This is a genomic window from Pseudoalteromonas distincta, from assembly GCF_000814675.1.
Lineage (GTDB): Bacteria > Pseudomonadota > Gammaproteobacteria > Enterobacterales > Alteromonadaceae > Pseudoalteromonas > Pseudoalteromonas distincta.
Map to the genome: position 1 here is coordinate 198471 of NZ_JWIG01000001.1, position 18463 is coordinate 216933.

Here is an 18463-nt window from a genome sequence, read left to right on the forward strand (position 1 = left end):
ATTTGTTTGCGGTGACATAGCTTTGGTTTTTGTATGATCGATATCATTAATAGCCAGATATAACTGGTAATCATGATGTTCGACTTTGCCACAATATTCAGTGCCTCTATCGGTTAGAATACGTAGCATGGGAAGCTCGTACTGTTCGAAGTACGGCAGTACTTTGTCGTTGAGTATGTCAGCCGCAGTAATTGGCGTTTTCGTGGTGTAGAGCTTAGCGAACGCTACTTTGCTGTATGTATCAACGAAGGTTTGTTGGTAGATACGCCCAACGCCTTTGAGATTACCCACGTAAAATGTATCTTGAGAGCCTAGATAACCTGGGTGAGCCGTTTCAATTTCACCACACGCTTCGTCATCATGTTTTTTCTTTTCAAGCGCAGCTACTTGAGCGTCGGTGAGAATAATACCTTCGTTAGCAACTTTATTTTCTAGTGCCTTGAGACGCTTTTTGAAGTTCTCTAGGTCATGACGTAGCCATATTGAACGAACACCGCTGCCAGAAACGAATACGCCTTGTTTTCTGAGTTCATTACTCGTTCTGTGTTGGCCATGAGCTGGATAATCGACAGCGTATTTAATGACGGCTTGTTCAGTTGCTTCATCAACTCTATTTTTTAAGTTTGGCGCTCTACGACTTTTATCAATTAACGCATCAAGTCCACCGTCTTCGACGAGTTCTTGATATCGATAAAATGTATCACGGGATACGCCCATCACTTTGCAGGCTCTTGATACGTTGCCAAGTTCTTCTGCAAGATTAAGTAAACCCGCTTTGTGTTTAATAATTGGATTGTTAGTATATAGCATGAGAGTTACCTCTTATATGTTTTGATTTAAAGATTCGACACCTTTTATCAAAACGGGTAACTCTCACTTTTTCAAGTTGATGTGTCAGATCTTGTCTGAACTAATACAGGTTATATGCTTCGGTGTCAGAAAGTCGACTCGCTTGGTCATGATCGAGTACGCCTTTACTAATTGCAATTTTTTTCAGTTTCTCAGCATCCATACCTGCACCATCATCTTTGATGGTTAGCAAAATATGGTCGCCCTCTTGAGACGCTGATAAAGTAACATTACCTGTTCTAGACTTACCTGCAGCTTCACGAACAGCGGGCATTTCAATACCATGGTCAACTGAGTTTCTAACTAAATGCACAAGCGGATCGGCAAGTGCTTCAACTAAGTTTTTATCTAGATCGGTTTCTTCACCAATAAGTTTTAAATCAATATCTTTATTTAAGCTACGTGCTAAGTCGCGTACAACGCGAGGGAAGCGACCAAATACTTTCTTAATTGGTTGCATTCGCGTTTGCATAACCGCACCTTGAATATCCGCAGTCACTACATCTAAGTTAGAGATTGCTTTACCCATCGCTTCACTGTCTGAGTTAGTCGCTAAACTAACCAAACGATTTCGTACAAGAACTAACTCACCAACCATATTCATAATTTGATCGAGTCGTTTTGTATCTACGCGAACGGTGGTTTCTGCTGCTGGTGGCGCTGATTTTTTTGGAGCTGCTGCTGGTGGTGCTTTAGCTGCTGGCTTCTCTGGCGCTATTTCAACTGGTTTTGGAGTAGGAGCTTTAGCTGGCGCAGCTTTTTTTACTGGTTCACTCACTTGTTTAGCTGGCGGTGAAACAGGTTCAGGTTGTTTTGCAGTTGGCGCACTTTCTATCGATTTAGGAGCAGTACCTTTACCATGAAGTTCATCAAGAAGCGCTTCAAATTCGTCATCACTAATTTCATCATCTGATGAATTAACTGCATTAGCCGCTGGTGTAGCTGGTTCTACAGGTGTTTTATTGGCATTATTTTGTTCAGGTTTGCTAGTAACTTCCCCAAAACTGCCAACACCATGTAACTCATCTAATAAGCTGTCAAATTCATCATCAGTAATATCACCATTAAAATCACTACTACTTGCTACTGGTTTTTCAACTGCAGGACCTTGTCCTTTACCGTGCAGCTCATCAAGTAAGCTTTCAAATTCGTCTTCAGTGATTTCATCTATTTCAGCATCGCTAACCGAAGGCGCTCCGCTAAATAGTTCATCAAATGCAAACGGATCTTCATCATCAGCTACTGGTGTATCCACCACTTCATTATGAGGTTGTTCAACCTCTATTTGTGAAGAGGCTTCATTGGCTTCGGTTTCTGTTGGAGGTAGACCTAAGATATGAAGAGTATGAAGTAATTCAGGATCTGCAGGTTCAGGCTTGTCTCTGTTTTGGATAGTCGCAAACATCTCATTAATGGTGTCTAGTGCTTGTAAAATAACATCCATTAACTCTGAGTTGACTGTTCGCACGCCTTGACGTAGTAAATCAAATACGTTTTCAGCACCGTGACAAGCATCAACAAGTTCTGTCATAGCTAAAAAGCCTGCACCACCTTTTACAGTGTGAAAACCTCTAAATATAGCGTTTAGTAACTCGGTATCTTCTGGATTATTTTCCAGCTCAACTAACTGTTCAGATAAAAGCTCTAGGATTTCTCCAGCCTCTACAAGAAAGTCTTGTAAAATATCTTCATCGACTTCAAACATGCAGTTACTCTCCTCTTAGAAGCCCAAACTTGATAAAAGATCATCAACTTCATCTTGATCAGATACAACATCATTACGCGATTTTTTATCAATAATAGGGCCTTCAGGACCTGCTAAAGTTTGTGTGGCAACTGGTTCTTTTATTTTTTGTTGTTCTACTTTATTCGCGGTGCTGTTACTGTCGTCTTGTTCAGCAAACGCAGTTAAAAGATGAAGTAAACTTTCTTCTACTTCCCTAACAAGTTCAATAACACGGCGAATAACTTGACCTGTTAAGTCTTGATAGTCTTGAGCCATTAATACATTTGTCATTAAGTTTTGAAGCTCATCAGTCTTATGGTGAGAGTTGTTCATAAACTTATCGATGCTATGGCAAAGTTGCTTAAACTCACCAAGCTCAATCTCGCGGCTCATTAAACGATCCCATGTCGGTTTGATATGAGATATTTCGTCCGCTAACTGTTGGGCTATAGGTAAACTGGCCTCCACTGCATCCATTGTTTTATTAGCCGCATTTTCTGTCATTTCTATAACATAATTAAGCCGCTTTTTAGCATCTGGAATCGCATCTGTCGTTATATCAGTTAAGCGAGTATCAAGCTCAAAACTTTTAAGGGCTTCGTGCAGTTGACGAGTCAACTTCCCAACTTCAGCAAACAATTCAGACTGCTCTTTAGATGCAGCCTCTAAAATCAACTGATTTGCTTTGTCTTGCTCATCATTTTCTAAAAAAACAACGAGCTGACGAGCTTGTTCTAACGTTATTTGAGGCGCAGCTGGTGCTGGCATAAGCCTCTCCCCCATCATTAGCCTAAGCGTTCAAATACTTTTTCTAATTTAGTTTTTAATGTTCCAGCCGTAAATGGCTTAACAATATAACCATTCACGCCAGCTTGCGCTGCAGCTATTATTTGTTCTTTTTTAGCTTCTGCCGTTACCATTAATACAGGGATATGTTTTAACTTCTCGTCTGCACGTATTGCTCTTAAAAGATCAATACCCTGCATTCCAGGCATATTCCAATCCGTAACTACAAAATCAAACACTTGATTTTGCAACATAGGCAAAGCTGTAGACCCATCATCAGCTTCTTGAACGTTAGTGAAACCTAAGTCACGTAACAGGTTTTTTATAATGCGTCTCATCGTTGAAAAATCATCAACTACAAGAATTTTCATGTTTTTATCCAAAACATCCCCCAGTGAGGTATTAACCTTTGTTTACTTACTACTAATTTATCCAGTCATTGATTTTAGCTTTAAGCTTAATCATCGCCTGACCATGTATCTGACTTACACGCGATTCACTTACATCGAGTATATGTCCTATTTCTTTTAAATTCATTTCATCGTTATAGTACAAAGAAAGCACCATTGCATCACGCTCTGGTAATGACTTAATTGCACTTAGCAAAGACTCATTAAACCTATCATTTTTAACATTATTAAAAGGTTTATCTTGTGCTAAATCTTGGCCTACGGGAGTAATAACATCCTCATCTACACCAAGGTCTTCAATGCCTAATATTTTACTCGTATTCGCATCATTTAAAATATGATGGTACTCATTGAGCGAAATTTCAAGTTTTTCAGCAACTTCTGTATCCGTTGGTTCGCGATTCAGACTACTTTCGAGCTCAGTAATTGCTTCTGCAACTTGCCTGTTTTTACGGTGAACTGAACGAGGAGCCCAATCACCACGGCGCATTTCATCAAGCATAGCACCGCGAATACGAATACCGGCAAAAGTTTCAAAGCTTGCGCCTTTTGTTGCGTCAAAGTTTTTCGAAGCTTCTATTAAACCTATCATTCCTGATTGAATTAAATCATCAAGTTGAACGCTAGGTGGTAATCGAGCAATTAGATGACATGCCACTTTTTTAACAAGTGATGCATGCTTCTCAACAATCACATTTAAATTTTGTGTTGATTGATATCCCATAGCTCTATTCACCAGTGTTGTCATAATTAACCGTTTACTAGTTTCTCAATGAAAAACTCTAAATGCCCAGATGGTTGGTTGGGTATTGGCCATTTAACTGCTTTTGTTGCCAGCGTTTTAAACGCAAGAGCGGCTGGCGAATTTGGAAAGAGCTCTACTATTACTTTTTGACGACGTGTTGCTTTGCGCATATTTTCATCATAAGGAACCGTTGCTACTAGCTCCATTGATACATCTAAAAAGCGGTCGGTAACTTTAGATAGCTTTGCAAACAATTCAGTGCCTTCACGCATACTGCGAACCATATTGGCAACAATTTTAAATTTATAAACGCCGTGCTCACGACTTAATACTTTAATAAGTGCGTAAGCGTCGGTGATTGATGTCGGCTCATCGCATACCACAACCATTACATCTTGCGCTGCACGCGAGAAGCTCAGTACCATGTCTGAAATACCAGCAGCTGTATCTACAATTAAAATATCAAATTCGGTATTCAATTCGCTAAACGCACGAATTAGCCCAGCATGCTCAGATGGTGATAATTCAACCATACTTTGCGAACCCGATGTAGCGGGTACAATTTTAATTCCTGCAGGGCCTTCAACTAAAATTTCATCAAGCTCACATTCACCAGACAACACATGTGACAAGTTACGCTCTACACGTAAACCAAGCATCACATCACAGTTTGCTAAACCCAAGTCAGCATCCAGCACTAATACTCGATTACCTTGCTGCCCAAGTGCAATAGCTGTATTTAGAGAAACATTTGTTTTCCCTACTCCACCTTTACCACCGGTTACAGCGATAACTTTTACGCCGTTGTTATTGTTTTGACTCATTTTGCGCAGGCCGCTTGCTTGATCTAATACTGTGTTAATCATACATCCCTACTGTGCTTGGCGCCACTGATTGGTGCCTTGAATGTTGTTCTTTTGTTCTTTTTAAATATAATTGCTCAGCCTTTTTAACTAGTTTCTCAGCATTTGCAACACGAATATCCTCTGGTACTCGTTGACCATTAGTAAGATACCCTATTGGAAGGCGATTTTGAATCGCAATACTAATAATCTCACCCAAACTTAATGATTCGTCTAACTTAGTGAAAATACAGCCACTTAACTGTACTTTTTTAAAGTGGCGTACAGTTTCTTGCAATACATTAATCTGTGCTGTCGCGCTAAGTACTAAGTAGCTGCGAATATCTACACGTTGGTTACGCATTAACGTGTTTAATTGCTCAGTTAAACGTAAATCTCGCTGGCTCATACCTGCTGTGTCAATTAATACTAGACGTTTATTTCGTAAATGATATAAAACTTCAGCTAATTCATTAGCATCTTTAACTTGCTTCACACCACAACCAATAATACGACCATATGTTGCAAGTTGTTCATAAGCACCAATTCTGTATGTATCAGTGGTTATTAACGCCACTTTATCGGCGCCATATTTTTGTGCGCCTAGAGCTGCAAGCTTAGCAACAGTCGTTGTTTTACCCACACCTGTTGGACCCACTAACGCATATACACCACCTTGGCGAAGTATTTCATTATTGGTTGTTTGCATTTGATCTTCGACCATAGTTAACAATGCTTTCCAACCTTGCTTACGAGACACATCATCAGGTACAAAACATGCCATTTGCTGTGCTACTTCTTTATCAATACCCATACCGACTAAACGGTCAACCATACAAGCGCGTGTTGGATCGCGACGCGCCATATCTTGTTGCATCAAGCCTGATACTTGGTGTTCTAATAATTGACGAATTGCGTTCATTTCTTCACGCATTGTTGTCATTTCTTCGCTTTCATTATTAGGTGCTTGTTGGCGAGTGGTTACTGGGCTATCTAAATCATCAAAGTCGCGGTCTAAATCAAAACCTAAGCTATCCGCTTGAGTTTGTGGACGAACTGGCGCAGCAGCTTTAGGAGCAAACATATTTTTAGTACGCTGCCCCATATCAGGTTCTTGATAGTTATCAGTAGTATCAATACCCGATTGTGAAAACATTGATGCAAGCTCAGGAGAACGAGGACGCGGTGATTGACGCTCTAATAATGCTTGTAGGCTGTCAGCAACTTTTGCTTGAGGCTCAGGCTTGGCACGCTGTGGCTCTGGTTTTACAAAATTATGCATGCTTTGTTGTGGCGCCTGAGTACGCGGCTCTGCAGGGCGTTGTGGTTGCGCTGCTACTTTAGGGGCTGCTTTGTCATAATCAACTGCCGCTACAATTTCTACACCGTTAGCCAGTTTTTTATTTGACATAATAACCGCATCAACACCTAACTCATCTTTAACTTCTTTAAGTGCTGTGCGCATATCTTTAGCAAAAAAACGTTTAATTTTCATGATTCAACCCCTGTTAAAATCTTATTGTTGGCCTACCGAGCTTACAATTTTGATCTGTCTTTCGTCTGGTACCTCTTGATAAGACATCACTCTCAATCCTGGAATGGTGTACTTAACAAAACGAGATAACACAGTGCGTAACATTCCTGACGTTAGCAATATAGAAGGTTCGCCGGCCATTTCTTGATTTTGATGCGCTTGTGTCAATGACACTTGAAGTCGCTCTGCAAGTCCTGGCTCAATACCGGCACCTTCATCGCCTGCATTTTGTAATGACTGATGCAACATCTGTTCCAACTCAGGCGCCAAGGTTATGACAGGGATTTCTGATGACATTCCCACCGCATCTTGAACAATTAATCTACGCAGTGAAATACGCACTGCAGCCGTTAATACATCAGGGTCTTGACTACGTGGGCCATACTCAACAAGGGTTTGAACAATTGAGCGCATATCGCGAATAGCCACGCCTTCATTTAATAAATTTTGTAGTACTTTTACAATAGCAGTTAATGGCAATACATCAGGTACTAGTCCTTCCACTAAGCGAGGATGGCTTTTAGCAAGCATATCAAGTAGGTTTTGAACTTCTTCATGCCCTAGTAATAACGCTGCACTGTTAGTTAATAACTGGCTAATATGAGTGGCAACTACCGTGGCTGAATCTACAACGGTATAACCTAGTGATTGTGCTTCATCTTTTTGATCTGGCTTGATCCATACTGCATCAAGGCCAAACGCAGGATCTTTTGTTTCAACCCCTTTAATTGGACCAAATACTTGTCCTGGGTTAATCGCTAGCTCGTCGCCATGCTTAAGCTCGCTTTCACCGGTTGAAACCCCCATTAGTGTTATTCTGTAAGCGTTAGGGTCAAGCTCTAAGTTGTCGCGTATATGTACCGGCGGCACTAAAAAACCAAGCTCTTGAGAAAGCTTTTTACGCACCCCCTTAATACGATTAAGTAGCTCACCACCTTGTGATTGGTCCACTAACGGAATTAATCTATAACCGACTTCTAAGCCAATTACATCAACCTGCTGAACGTCATCCCAGCCTAGTTCTTTTTGTTCTTGTTTATTAGCAACACCCGTTGCAACGCTTCCGCCATTAGCGGCCTCTTCAGCTTCTGCCGCAGCAGCTTTTAATTTACTTTGCTGTGTGTAGTAAGCTAAGTAACCCAGTAACGCACCTAAACTTAAAAAAGCAATATGCGGCATACCAGGCACTAAGCCCATGATGATCAAAATACCAGATGCAATAAAGAGTGACTTTTCGTTGCCTAGTTGTTTCTTAAATTGGTCCCCCATATTGAGCGACTCATTTTGGCGTGTTACAACAATCGCGGTACCAATTGAAAGCAGTAAAGAAGGGAGTTGAGCAACTAAGCCATCGCCAATGGTAAGTAATGTATATACTTCCATTGCATTGCCAAAACTCAAATTGTGCTGGATCATACCTACAAATAAACCACCAACAATATTGATGATTAGTATAACAATACCTGCAATCGCATCGCCTTTTACAAATTTACTCGCACCATCCATTGAGCCGTAAAAATCAGCTTCGCGAGTTACTTCCTCACGGCGGTCACGCGCTTGTTCTGCGCTGATAAAGCCTGCGTTCAAATCGGCGTCAATTGCCATTTGTTTACCCGGCATTGCATCAAGGGTGAAACGCGCAGATACCTCAGAAATACGACCAGCACCTTTAGTAATTACTACAAAGTTAATAATGATCAGGATTAAAAACACAACCAAACCAACAGCGTAGTTACCACCAATAACAACTGAGCCAAACGCTTCAATTACTTTACCGGCAGAATCACCACCATTATGGCCTTCAAGTAATACAACTCGAGTACTGGCAACGTTAAGTGCTAAGCGCATAATTGTAGCGATTAGTAATACAGAGGGGAAAATACCAAATTCAACTGGCTTCATCGTGTAAACAGTTACAAGTAAAACCACTAACGCGAGAGCAATATTAAACGAGAAAAGGATATCGAGTAAAAATGGCGGTAGTGGTAAAATCACCATTCCCAAGGCAGCAAGCACAAGCAAAGGAGTACCTACTCCTTTGGCATAGTCTTTTTTGTCTCTGTTAAGTTGTTGTAATACCGCTTTAAAACTCATAATTCTACAATTTCAAAAAATTGACACTACGTAGAATTTGCAATAACTATTCCAAGTTACTCAGTTAACGGTTTAATACTTGTAGGCATCGGGGATTGGCAGCTTTTTATTGAGCTTAGTTGGACGTTTTCCGCGCCCTTTATTAAAGCGTTTAAGCTGAAATACATACGCTAAAACTTGCGCTACTGCGGTAAATAGCTGATCGGGTATTTGCTCTCCTACTTCAGCCGTATGATAAAGCGCTCGGGTCAACATGGGGGATTCTAATATAGGTACTTCATTCCCTATTGCTACTTTTCGAATTTGCATCGCCATTTCATCAATGCCTTTAGCAAGTACTATAGGCGCACCTGCGCGCTCCGTGTCGTATTTTAATGCTACAGAGTAGTGAGTTGGGTTGGTAACAATAACATCAGCGTCAGGAACATCTTGCATCATGCGGTTTTGCGACATTTGCCTTTGTGTTTGCCTAATGCGCGCTTTTATTTGCGGGTCACCTTCAGAGTTTTTATACTCATCTTTGATTTCTTGCATTGTCATTTTAAGTTGTTTGTTATGGTTGTAACTTTGAAATGGCGCATCAATGGCGGCAATAACAATTAAAGTGCACGAAAGGCCTAAAAACATCCACCCTAAAATTTCTAAGGCATGAATAATATTACCCGGTGCACTTTCTAAACTTAAATGCAGTATTTCATCAAAATAAGTATTAATTAAAAACACAGCAAAACTTGCAACCAAACCAAATTTTAAGAGTGACTTTACAAGCTCAATAGCCGCTTGTGGACCAAACATCCGCTTAAAGCCCTTCATTGGCGACATTTTACTTGCTTTAGGTGCAGCAGCTTCCCAGCTAAAATTAAAACCACCGAGTAACGTATTACCAATAAATGCAGCCAAAACGATAATTAACACAAACATAGCCATAGGAAACATCAACGCGTCTGCAACCTCTCCCCACACGGCAAACATTTTAGTGGTATCAAAGGCTTCGTTGCGGTTTAAGCTAAGGGTTCGGCCCATTACATTGTATAAACCTTTACCAATTTCAGGACCATACATCAAAAGCGATATAGCCGAAAAAATAAGTACAAACATGGTACCTAGCTCTTTTGAGCGTGCTATTTGGCCTTTCTTTTTAGATTCTTCAAGCTTTTTGGATGTCGGTTCTTCTGTTTTTTCTTGTCCTGAGTCTTCAGACATGACTTTCTCCTAAGGTGAGCAACCAACTAAAGTACACATTAGCTCAACCATTTTTAACCATTGAAACTCAAACTGAGTAACAAAGTTACCTAGTGTCGCCCAAATAATAATAAGTCCCGCTACCAAGGTAAACGGAAAACCAATAGAGAAAATATTTAATTGCGGCGCTGCACGCGTCATAATCCCAAACGACATATTAATAACGAGCATTGCGGTAAGCGGTGCAAGTGAGAGTACCAGTGCGGTAGTAAACATCCAGCCGCCCCAGGTCACTATGTCCCAGTAATGATCTACAGACCACCATGTGCCATCAATAGGTAGCACTTGAAAGCTATGTACCACCATTTGAATCATCATTAAATGGCCGTTAAAAGCAAAAAATAACAAGGTAGCCAAAATAAGGAAAAACTGCCCAACCGCTGGGACGCTTGCGCCATTAGAGGGGTCAATAACTGAAGCAAAACCCAAACCGGTTTGCATCGCAAGTATTTGCCCTGCTAACACAAAGGTATTTAATAAAAGTATAGATGCAAAACCAATAGCAACACCAATCAGCATTTGTTGAATAACGACTAAAATCATCTCAAACGAAAATAAATTAGTGAATGTAGCGGGCGGCAGAACAGGAACAACAAGAAAAGTTACAACAACTGATAACCCCATTTTTATACGCGTAGGGACATTTTTAGCACCTAAACCAGCCATAATCATAATCATTGAGCTAATGCGTACCAGGGGCAGCAAAAAATCGCTCAACCATTGAATAACGACTGCAAAGGGGTATTCCACGTTTAACCTGCAATTTCAGGAATAAGTAATACTAGGCGAGTAAAAAAATCCATCAGTTCTTGAGTAAGCCAGTGCCCACCTACAATAAGCGCACTAATGGTAATTAATAAACGAGGTAAAAAGCTCAACGTTTGTTCATTGATTGATGTTGCCGCCTGAAATACAGCAACCACTAAACCAATAATTAAGCCTGGGACTACGATTGCAGACACCAATTTAATAACTAAAAACAGCGCGTCACTTAGAATATCAACAAAAATTTCCGGTTCCATGTTGTACTCCTATTGTTGGGTCATGTTAATGCTTTGCATACTAAGTCCCTAAACCAAAGCTTTTAGCTAGAGTCCCCATCACTAAGCTCCAACCATCAACAAGTACAAACAGCATAATTTTAAACGGTAAGGACACTATCATGGGGGAAAGCATCATCATACCCATCGCCATTAATACCGAAGCGACCACTAAATCAACAATTAAAAATGGGATAAAAAACATAAACCCAATTATAAATGCCGTTTGCAGTTCGCTGGTTACAAAGGCCGGTATTAACACTATTAATGGCGTATCTTGTGGCGAATTTAGCTGATCGTAACCAGCAATTTTAGCGAACGTTTCTAAATCTTTTAAACGCACCTGTGAAAGCATAAATGCTTTCATTGGCTCTTTAGCAAGCTCTAAAGCCTCTACTGATGTAACCTGCTCATTTAAGTAAGGCTCTATAGCTCGCTCGTTTACCTGCTGATAAATAGGCGCCATTATAAAAATACTTAAAAAAAGTGACATACCTAATAACACTTGGTTTGACGGTGTTTGCTGTAAGCCAATTGCTTGGCGCAAAATGGCGAGTACAACAATAATTCGTGTAAAAGAGGTCATCATAATTATGGCGGCCGGTATAAAACTCAGCGCCGTCATAATTGCTAAAACTTGTAACGTTACTGAGTAATCTTGCGTGCCATCAGCGTTTGTTGTAATAGTAAGGGCATCAATTCCTTCTGCACTTACATTTGGTACAAACACCATGGCAAAAATAATAAGCAGCCACTTTGTCATAGGTTTAATTCTTTTTATTTTGGTTTGATTGCGGGTTTAAAAGTTTACCAAATCGTTTAGCGAGTTCAGGCAGTTCTTTTTCACTTAATGGGGTTTCTAACTTGTGTAAATAATTAATACTGTGGGGAGTTACACCAAGCAAATGCTGAGCATTATCTATCTCAACAACCATTAAACGCTCGCGAGAACCTAAAGGTAGACTTCTAACTACTTTAAACTCATCACTATTTGCTAAATTAGGGTTAAGCTTTTTAACAAAAAATGCCAGTACAATAATCAGTACTAGCACCATTACAAGCGACAGCACCATAGAGAGTATATCCCCAGTTGGTGTTGCCACATCTGCTTTTGAAAAAACGGTAGTCGTTAAAGCAACTAATAAGCTCATCGTAATTTTTTGATCCGCTCTACTTGGCTTATCACGTCAGTTAAGCGAATACCAAATTTGTCGTTTACTACAACTACTTCACCATGAGCGATTAAAGTACCATTAACTAGCACGTCTAGCGGCTCACCCGCAACACGGTCAAGCTCAACAACAGAGCCTTGATTAAGTTGCAGTAGGTTACGAATATTGATTTTAGAGCGCCCTACTTCCATTGAAATAGTAACGGGAATATCTAAAATAGTGTCGAGTTTTCGTTTTTCATCACCACTCATTTCGTGTTTTGAATCACTTAACTCATCAAGCTCTGCAACATGTGCTTCGCCACTATCATCTGGACCTTCGGCTTCTGCTAATGCTGCTGCCCATTCATCCATTGTGTCTTGATCATCGCTCATACTTTTAACCTTTTAATCAATTACCAGTCTAAGTCTACACCGTCAGAGAGGTGTAAATCATCTTCTAGTTCTGCTAATTCTGCATCTGAGTCAATTTTCTTGCCGCCTTTGGTAAATACATGCAGCTCAGATTTAACTGAATCAGGTCGTTTAATTTTTTCACTAATTTGAAGCGCAACATTATCGCGAGAGCGACCCATTTTGGCTCTAAATGTAGGGAGTTCCTCAACAAATACGGTTATATGCTCAGGCATTTCAACCGGAATAATATCACCTGCTTTTAATTCCATAATTTGCTTTAAGGTCAAATCAACTTCAAGTAACTGAGTCGACATATCAACCTCAACATCCATTATTTCATCGCGAAGTGCTTTGCTCCAACGTAAGTCGGTATCCTCTGTATCAGATTGAACACCCGCATCTAAAAGCTCTCGGATTGGCTCAAGCATCGAATACGGAAGTGCAATATGGAAATCGCCGCCACCGCCATCAAGCTCAATATGAAAAGAGCTAATAACCACAACCTCTGTTGGACTTACAATATTCGCCATAGCTGGGTTTACTTCTGAATCGAGATATTCAAACGATACATCCATAACCGGTGCCCATGCTTCTTTATAATCTTCAAAGATTATTTTAAGGAGCATTTGTACAATTCGGCGCTCTGTTGGGGTGAACTCTCGGCCCTCTATTTTTGCATGATAACGCCCGTCACCACCAAAAAAGTTATCTACCAAAATAAACACAAGTCGTGCTTCCATGGTAATCAGGCCTGTGCCTTTTAAAGGCCTAAAACGGACCATATTTAAACTAGTTGGAACAAATAAAGTATGAATATACTCGCCAAACTTAATCATTTGCACGCCGTTAATAGACACCTCTGCGGTGCGACGCATCATGTTAAATAGGCTAATTCTCATATGACGAGCAAAGCGTTCGTTAACAATTTCCAGCGTCGGCATACGACCACGTACGATCCGATCTTGCGAAGAAAAATCGTACTGAAGCGTACTTCCCCCGCCATCTTCACCTTCGTGTATATCTTCCTCTTCAACGTCATCAACACCATGTAATAGCGCATCAATTTCGTCTTGGGATAATAAATCGCTCACGCTAACCCCTTATTGCATCACAAAGCCGGTAAACAATACCCGCTCAATTACTTTGCTGCCTTCAACATCATTTAAAGCCGCTTGGACTTTTTCAAGTGCAGAAAAACGAAGTGTTTCTTTACCCGTACTCGTACTTAACTCATCAGCAGTTGTAGTAGAAAACACACTCAATAGCGTACCTTCTATCAGTGGAATGTGTTTTTTGGCTGTTTCTTCATTTACTTCACCACGCACTAATAACTGCACTTTAATTTGTACAATTCTATCGCGACTTGAACCTGGCACATTAAATACAAATGGGCGTGGCATAGCCACATATAAAGCACTACCAATTTCAGCTGAATCAGTAGGCTCAGCTGAAGCTGCATCTGTTGATATTGCAGTCTCTTCATCTAAGCTTTCAACTGACGCACCCGAACCTGACATAAAGAAGTAACCCGCTGCACCACCTACAATAACTAGTACAGCTAATATGATTATTATTAGTTTCTTTTTACTTTTACCGGTTTCTTCGATTTCTAAACTTGCTTCTTCAGCCATCATGATTCCTTTAATCGCAAAGGTACTTGCTTGTTTTAACTATTATAATAGCAGTACTTAGGCATAGTAATCTATTGATGATGAAGTTTGTTGTCGAGAACTTTGTGCTGTGTTATTTGCTTGCTCGTCGTTTTCATCATTAACTGACTTATTATTAGCCAAATTACCTTGGGCTCCACTCTCACTTTGCTCAGCTGTTTCATCACCTGATTGCCCATAAGAAATAGTGCTTTCACCAAGCTCTAGCCCTTGTTGCGCTAACATTTCACGTAAGCGCGGCATTGATTGCTCAAGCGCTTCTTTGGCTTGCTGGTTTTGTACAACAAAGTTTATATGTGCTTGTTCTGCATCGCTACGAATACGTATTTGCATGCTTCCCATTTCTGGAGGATCGAGGCGAATTTCTGCTTCTTTATTATTAATGCTCAACATTGAGCTAACGCGCTCTTGCAGTAATTTAGCTGCATCACTTTTAACAATATTAATTGCCTGCATTACACCTGGATCAATACTTACTTGCTTAACTTGTGATGTACTTTGTAATTGTTGAGTTTGTATTATTTGGGTATCAAGTAAGCTCTGCTCGTAACTTAATGAGTCGTATTGGCTTAATGTGCTCGTTTGCTGAGTATTTAAAGCGGCTGTAATTTGCGTAAATACTTGTGTTACGCGTGCAGGAGTTTGTTCTGCCGTTATTTTTCTAAGCCCATCTTTTTGTAACTCTTCAAGTGATTTTAATAAATCATCACGCTTAGTTGGGGTTATTGCGGCTTTATTAATATCCGAGCCTTCGTTTGTAGATGCCTTTAAGCTTAACTTTTGTGGATTATATACTGTATTAGGAGTCTCTGACGCCACAAACGTTTTTGAGTCTGATTTAGCGGTATCAGCAAGTCCTATTTCAATAGAAGCTTTTAACTCATTAACTGTTTGCTTAAGCACTGACAACTGCTCGCCTTTAGGCTGCTCTGTTTTAATATATGCGTTTAATTGCGTTAATAAACTTTGTTTATCAGCTGTATTAAGTGAATTTATTTCTGCGCTAAAAGAGTGTTTTGTTACCGTGCTTTGCGCTTTTTCGTTATCAGTAATAAATTGTGCAAGCATTTGCTTAAGATTTGAAGTACTACTAGCTGCGCTATTTGTTGAATCAGCGTTCTCTAATACCTTAACTTGCGCGTTAAGTTGTGAGCGTTGCTCAGGCGTTAAACTAGCAATAACGCTATTAGCTTTAATTAAGCTCGCATCTTTCGTCATTAGAGTATCTATTGCTACACCTTTTTCACTCTCAGATGTCTGTGAACTTGCTTGTGTCGTTTGTGATTCAGTTAAAGGAGGTGGCGATACAGATGGAGCTTCTGTAAGTATTGCTGTTGGCAGCACTATATTCTTTGCACTTTTACTGACAGGTTTATCTTGAGCTAATTGATCCTTTATATCCATTGAAACTAATTCAGTGTCATCAACTATAGGGCCTAGACTGTCATCGGGCTTTTTATTTATAGAATTTAATGGGCTTTCAATAGCTTTGGCAACATCACTTTTACGATGCTTGCCTTCATTTAATGGTAAAGAGTTCAAAGGTAGTGAGCTTAAGTTATCGCTTTTTGAATCAGTTAATTTAGCCGTTTTGTAGTCTACATTAGTGGCAATTGGATTTTGCACTACACTCGCTGTATTCGCTTCTTTAGCCGATACTTCATCACTTGTATTAGCAGATAAAATTACTGAGGTGGTTTCTAACTCTGCATCTTCTGATTCTATATTTTTAGTTGCATCGAACGGCTTAGTAATCGAGGTGCTCATTGCTTGTGCTGAATTAATTTGATCAAGCATCTCAACAGATACAAAAGTAACTTCGTCTGGTGTTATTTCATCTAGCTTTACGCTCAGATTTTCATTTCCTTCTGGCTGTTTATGCTTAGGTATGGCAATCGAGTTTTCGGCATCGGGATTTTTATTGCCCTTAAGCAAAGGCCCCATAGAGTTATGCGCTTCGTTTAGCTGGCTTAAAAATTCCTCGCCTAAATTTCCTTCGCCATTAGCTAAGCTATTGTCTTTAAAAGCTAACAGTGAATCTTTTTCAGAAGAAACTAAAAACGAAATGTTATTCATCGCCATAAATCACCTAATACCATTACGGCAATATGCCACCGCATACCGCCAAAAGTTAAATACCACTAAGTAACAAAGCAATTAACGTGCCTGAATTACAAAGCTTTCCGACGTTGAAAAAACTGATTAGCTGAAAACTCATCTAACATTTTCTGCTCGTTTTTAGCCATTAACGCATTTGCTTTGAGTTTTTGATTCTCGATTAATTTGGCAACTGCTTTAGCTTTAATTTGCTGCTTAAGCCATAGCGTTTTACGTTGAGTAACAACTTGCTTAGCTGTATTTACTGTACTTGCTTGTTGGCGAATTGCCTCTTCAATTTTAGCTATAAAAGCATGGTACTGACCAAACCCTGCACTAGATAAACCCGACTTACCTTTTAGGTGTAACTGTTGAGAATATTCAAGTCTAAAGTTATTTAAACCTTGCAGCTTTTGTTGATTTGCTTGCAAATTTTGATTGGCTTGTAAGTAACTCATGCGCAAATTTTCTTCTTTATCATTTTCAATTTTGAGCAATAAATCGAGTTTATTTTTAGCCATTATGCTTGTCCTAGTAACTGAGCAAGACCTTGCAGACCATCATCGTAACTAATGACATCTCGCATACCTTGTTGTAAAAATGCATTTACTCTTGGCATCATATTTATGGCTTGGTCGAGCATTTGATCGGTCCCTTTTTGATAAGCACCTAAAGTAATCATATCTTTGTTTTGTTGATACATTGAATAAACTTGCTTAAGTACACGGGCTTGTTGCATGTGTGGTTCAGAAACGACTTGAGGCATAACACGCGAAATCGATTTTTCTATATCTATGGCGGGATAGTGCCCGCTGTCGGCTAAATCACGCGATAATACAATGTGGCCATCTAATATAGCTCGCGCTGCATCAGCAATAGGGTCTTGCATATCATCGCCTTCACTCAACACCGTAAAAAAGGCGGTAATTGAACCTTGCCCTTCACCGCCATTACCAGCACGCTCCACCAGCGCAGGTAATTTAGCAAACACCGAAGGCGGATAACCCTTTGTAGCTGGCGGCTCGCCAACAGCAAGTGCAATTTCACGTTGCGCCATTGCATAACGCGTTACCGAATCGAGTAACAATAATACGTTTAAACCCTGATCTCTAAAATACTCTGCAATAGTTACGGCGCTCTCACAGCCTTTTAAACGCATAAGTGGTGATGAATCAGCAGGCGCTGCGACAACAACTGAACGTTTGCGCCCCTCTACACCAAGTATTTCTTCAATAAATTCTTTTACTTCGCGGCCACGCTCCCCCACTAAGCCAACAACAATGACATCGGCTTCGCTACCTCGGGTCATCATACCCAGTAGTACTGATTTACCTACACCAGAGCCTGCAAACAAGCCCATACGCTGGCCTTGTCCTACTGTGATAACCGAGTTAATAGCACGCACACCTACATCCATAGGCTTAGTGATTGGTCTTCTTGAAAGCGGGTTTATAGTATTTTGCGCAAACTTTAAATGATGCTCAGCATTAATTTTACCAAGGCCATCTAGCGGTCGCCCTAAACCATCAACCACGCGCCCTAGTAAACTCATCCCTACAGGTAAACCTAAGTTATTAACTTGAGGAATTACACGCGCACCAGGAAGTACACCAGAGATATGATCATTAGGCATTAAATACAAAGTTTGATCGTTAAAACCGACTATTTCAGCGTCTACAAAGCCGTTCATAGTTTCTATTTTACATTGGCTACCAACGGGAGCACGTAAACCTCTAGCCTCAAGGGTAAGGCCAACAACACGCGTTAAAATACCTGCCACAGCAGGCGCTGGGGTTTTAATATGTTGTTGATATTGAGATAAGCGTTCGCTTAAAGGTGCACGTTGAGTTGACATAACACG

Annotated in this window: 18 protein-coding genes and 1 pseudogene; all 19 read right to left on the reverse strand. The window is 40.3% G+C overall.

Annotated features, from left to right (window positions below; all coding sequences use genetic code 11):
• The coding region (locus tag QT16_RS00910) for an IS481 family transposase (RefSeq protein ID WP_039485981.1) at positions 1-810 on the reverse strand (810 nt) is incomplete at its 3' end.
• A 106-nt stretch (positions 811-916) separates the two neighbouring features.
• Positions 917-2554 (reverse strand): annotated as a pseudogene (locus tag QT16_RS00915) (chemotaxis protein CheA); the annotation flags it as partial.
• Between the two features lie 15 nt (positions 2555-2569).
• Positions 2570-3343, reverse strand: a complete 774-nt coding sequence (locus tag QT16_RS00920; RefSeq protein ID WP_039485986.1) for a protein phosphatase CheZ — start codon at positions 3341-3343, stop codon at positions 2570-2572.
• 17 nt (positions 3344-3360) lie between these two features.
• On the reverse strand, positions 3361-3744 hold the full coding sequence (gene cheY / locus QT16_RS00925) for a chemotaxis response regulator CheY (RefSeq protein WP_004588308.1): 384 nt from the start codon (positions 3742-3744) through the stop codon (positions 3361-3363).
• A 40-nt stretch (positions 3745-3784) separates the two neighbouring features.
• Positions 3785-4495, reverse strand: a complete 711-nt coding sequence (locus QT16_RS00930; RefSeq protein ID WP_039484603.1) for an RNA polymerase sigma factor FliA — start codon at positions 4493-4495, stop codon at positions 3785-3787.
• Positions 4496-4521: 26 nt separating this feature from the next.
• Positions 4522-5382, reverse strand: coding sequence for a MinD/ParA family ATP-binding protein (locus tag QT16_RS00935; RefSeq protein ID WP_002959312.1), 861 nt, complete (start codon positions 5380-5382; stop codon positions 4522-4524).
• The gene (gene flhF / locus QT16_RS00940) at positions 5375-6853 is read right to left on the reverse strand and encodes a flagellar biosynthesis GTPase FlhF (protein WP_039484607.1); all 1479 of its coding nucleotides are present in this window, start codon (positions 6851-6853) and stop codon (positions 5375-5377) included. Before flhF ends, QT16_RS00935 begins: the two co-directional genes overlap by 8 nt.
• Positions 6854-6874: 21 nt before the next feature.
• Complete coding sequence (flhA, locus tag QT16_RS00945) at positions 6875-8986, reverse strand: flagellar biosynthesis protein FlhA (RefSeq protein WP_039484610.1); 2112 nt, start codon at positions 8984-8986, stop codon at positions 6875-6877.
• 72 nt (positions 8987-9058) lie between these two features.
• Complete coding sequence (flhB, locus tag QT16_RS00950) at positions 9059-10189, reverse strand: flagellar biosynthesis protein FlhB (protein ID WP_024596365.1); 1131 nt, start codon at positions 10187-10189, stop codon at positions 9059-9061.
• A gap of 9 nt (positions 10190-10198) precedes the next feature.
• Entirely contained in the window at positions 10199-10978 is a 780-nt protein-coding gene (fliR, locus tag QT16_RS00955) for a flagellar biosynthetic protein FliR (protein ID WP_024596364.1), read from the reverse strand.
• Between the two features lie 2 nt (positions 10979-10980).
• Entirely contained in the window at positions 10981-11250 is a 270-nt protein-coding gene (gene fliQ, locus QT16_RS00960; RefSeq protein ID WP_002959325.1) for a flagellar biosynthesis protein FliQ, read from the reverse strand.
• 40 nt (positions 11251-11290) lie between these two features.
• A complete protein-coding gene (gene fliP / locus QT16_RS00965; protein WP_002959327.1) occupies positions 11291-12031 on the reverse strand; it encodes a flagellar type III secretion system pore protein FliP in 741 nt (246 codons plus the stop codon).
• A gap of 4 nt (positions 12032-12035) precedes the next feature.
• Positions 12036-12419 (reverse strand): flagellar biosynthetic protein FliO, encoded by a 384-nt coding sequence (gene fliO / locus QT16_RS00970; RefSeq protein WP_002959331.1) that lies wholly within the window; start codon positions 12417-12419, stop codon positions 12036-12038.
• Entirely contained in the window at positions 12416-12814 is a 399-nt protein-coding gene (gene fliN / locus QT16_RS00975) for a flagellar motor switch protein FliN (RefSeq protein WP_002959332.1), read from the reverse strand. The genes fliO and fliN overlap by 4 nt, the downstream gene beginning before the upstream one ends.
• A gap of 20 nt (positions 12815-12834) precedes the next feature.
• Entirely contained in the window at positions 12835-13926 is a 1092-nt protein-coding gene (gene fliM / locus QT16_RS00980) for a flagellar motor switch protein FliM (protein WP_002959334.1), read from the reverse strand.
• A 9-nt stretch (positions 13927-13935) separates the two neighbouring features.
• Positions 13936-14466 (reverse strand): flagellar basal body-associated protein FliL, encoded by a 531-nt coding sequence (gene fliL / locus QT16_RS00985; protein ID WP_039484617.1) that lies wholly within the window; start codon positions 14464-14466, stop codon positions 13936-13938.
• A 57-nt stretch (positions 14467-14523) separates the two neighbouring features.
• On the reverse strand, positions 14524-16587 hold the full coding sequence (locus QT16_RS00990; RefSeq protein ID WP_052201220.1) for a flagellar hook-length control protein FliK: 2064 nt from the start codon (positions 16585-16587) through the stop codon (positions 14524-14526).
• Between the two features lie 89 nt (positions 16588-16676).
• Positions 16677-17123 (reverse strand): flagellar export protein FliJ, encoded by a 447-nt coding sequence (gene fliJ / locus QT16_RS00995; RefSeq protein WP_002959337.1) that lies wholly within the window; start codon positions 17121-17123, stop codon positions 16677-16679.
• A complete protein-coding gene (gene fliI, locus QT16_RS01000) occupies positions 17123-18457 on the reverse strand; it encodes a flagellar protein export ATPase FliI (protein ID WP_002959338.1) in 1335 nt (444 codons plus the stop codon). The genes fliJ and fliI overlap by 1 nt, the downstream gene beginning before the upstream one ends.
• Positions 18458-18463: the final 6 nt, after the last annotated feature.